Genomic DNA, 2,136 nt, shown 5'->3' with positions numbered 1-2,136 from the left:
CGGCGCAGCTTGCGCCGGACCCGGTTCGGGCCGTACCGCCGGAACCCCAAAGGCCCGGCATCAACCCAATGCAAGTTAGACCTGATTTGACCCTGGATATGACCGATCCAACTGCTGATTCCGTAGATAGCGATCTGCTTGCCGAGCCGCGCCTCGTTGTCGAGCCGGGCATGGCGGCGCGGGTGTCGGCCGTGGCTGGCCCGGTGCTGCAGGGGATGGGCTACCGGCTGGTCCGGATCAAGATTTCCGGTGAACTGGGCTGTACTGTGCAGATCATGGCGGAGCGACCGGACGGCACCATGCTGGTCGAGGATTGCGAGGCGATTTCGCACGCTTTGTCGCCGGTGCTGGACGTGTCCGACCCGATCGAGCGCGCCTACCGGCTGGAAGTGTCGTCGCCCGGCATCGACCGGCCACTGGTCCGCCGTACCGATTTCGACCGCTATGCGGGCTATCTGGTCAAGATCGAGATGGCCGTGCCGGTCGGCGGCCGCAAGCGTTTCCGCGGCCTGCTCGGCGCCATCGAGGGCGACGTCGTGTTGCTGGACCGCGAAGGCGCCCGCGACGGCGAGGACCCCATCACGCGGTTGCCGCTGGAAGACATTTCCAACGCCAATCTGGTGCTGACCGACGAATTGATCGCGGAATCGATGCGCCGCGGCAAGCAGGCCGAGCGCGACATGAAGCAGGAGCTTGGCGTCCGGCCGGCACCGCCGCCGCACGCCAAGCGCAGCGACCCCACCAAGAGCTTTGCGCCGAAGCCCAAGCTGAAGGCCGCCAAGAAGGCCGCCGCGAAGGCTCCGCCGAAGAATACCAAGGAACACCGGCTCGCCGCTGAAAGACAGCGTCTAGGCCTCGACCCCACCGAAGGAGACTGAGATATGGCCGCTGTCAGCGCCAATAAACTCGAATTGCTTCAGATTGCGGATGCGGTAGCGCGGGAGAAATCCATCGACCGCAGCATCGTGATCGAGGCGATGGAAGACGCGATCGCCAAGGCGGCGCGGGCTCGCTACGGCTCCGAAACCGACGTGCATGCCGAGATCAACCCGAAGACCGGGCAGTTGCAGCTCACCCGCCACATGCTGGTGGTCGAGGACGTCGAGAATTCCGCCAACCAGATTTCGCTGTTCGATGCCGAGCGCGCCAACCCCGGCGCGCAGATCGGCGACACCATCGCCGACACCCTGCCGCCGCTGGAATACGGCCGGATCGCCGCGCAGTCCGCCAAGCAGGTGATCGTGCAGAAGGTGCGCGAAGCCGAGCGTGACCGCCAGTTCCAGGAATTCAAGGACCGCATCGGCGAGATCGTCAACGGCATCGTCAAGCGTGTCGAATATGGCAGCGTCATCGTCGATCTCGGCCGCGGCGAAGCCATCGTGCGGCGCGACGAGATGTTGCCGCGCGAAGTGTTCCGCAACGGCGACCGCGTCCGCGCCTATGTATTCGACGTGCGCCGCGAAACCCGCGGCCCGCAGATCTTTCTGTCGCGCACCCATCCGCAGTTCATGGCCAAGCTGTTCGCGCAGGAAGTGCCGGAAATCTATGACGGCATTGTCGAGATCAAGGCGGTCGCCCGCGATCCCGGCTCGCGCGCCAAGATCGGCGTGATCTCGCGCGATTCCTCGGTCGATCCGGTCGGCGCCTGTGTCGGCATGCGCGGTTCGCGCGTGCAGGCCGTGGTCAACGAGTTGCAGGGCGAGAAGATCGACATCATTCCGTGGTCGGCCGACATCGCGACCTTCGTGGTCAACGCGCTGGCGCCGGCGGAAGTCTCGAAAGTCGTGATCGATGAAGACCGCGAGCGCATCGAGGTTGTCGTTCCCGACACCAATAACCAGCTATCTCTAGCGATCGGCCGTCGCGGCCAGAACGTCCGGCTGGCTTCGCAGCTGACCGGCTGGGATATCGATATTCTCACCGAGACCGAGGAATCCGAGCGCCGCCAGGCCGATTTCGAGAACTCGACGCGGGTGTTCATGGAAGCGCTGAATGTCGACGAAGTCGTCGGTCAGTTGCTGGCCTCCGAGGGGTTCACCTCGGTCGAGGAACTGGCGATGGTCGACGTCAAGGAATTGTCGGGCATTGAAGGCTTTGACGACGAGACCGCCGCCGAGCTGCAAAGCCGCGCGCGGG

General features: G+C 64.7%; 2 protein-coding genes. Both read left to right on the top strand.

Annotation, left to right across the window (positions count from 1 at the left end):
- Nucleotides 1-98: 98 nt before the first annotated feature.
- Nucleotides 99-878, top strand: coding sequence for a ribosome maturation factor RimP (rimP, locus tag Q0S16_RS09220; protein WP_295847373.1), 780 nt, complete (start codon nucleotides 99-101; stop codon nucleotides 876-878).
- Nucleotides 879-881: 3 nt separating this feature from the next.
- On the top strand, nucleotides 882-2,136 hold a 1,255-nt coding region (gene nusA / locus Q0S16_RS09215), incomplete at its 3' end, for a transcription termination factor NusA (protein ID WP_295847371.1).

The organism is Tardiphaga sp., assembly GCF_025356345.1.
Classification (GTDB): Bacteria; Pseudomonadota; Alphaproteobacteria; order Rhizobiales; family Xanthobacteraceae; genus Tardiphaga.
This window is presented reverse-complemented; position numbering and strand designations above follow the sequence as displayed.

Bases quoted from the DNA above. Each gene is read 5' to 3' on its own strand.
- rimP (WP_295847373.1), top strand. From the start codon at position 99: ATGACCGATCCAACTGCTGATTCCGTAGATAGCGATCTGCTTGCCGAG.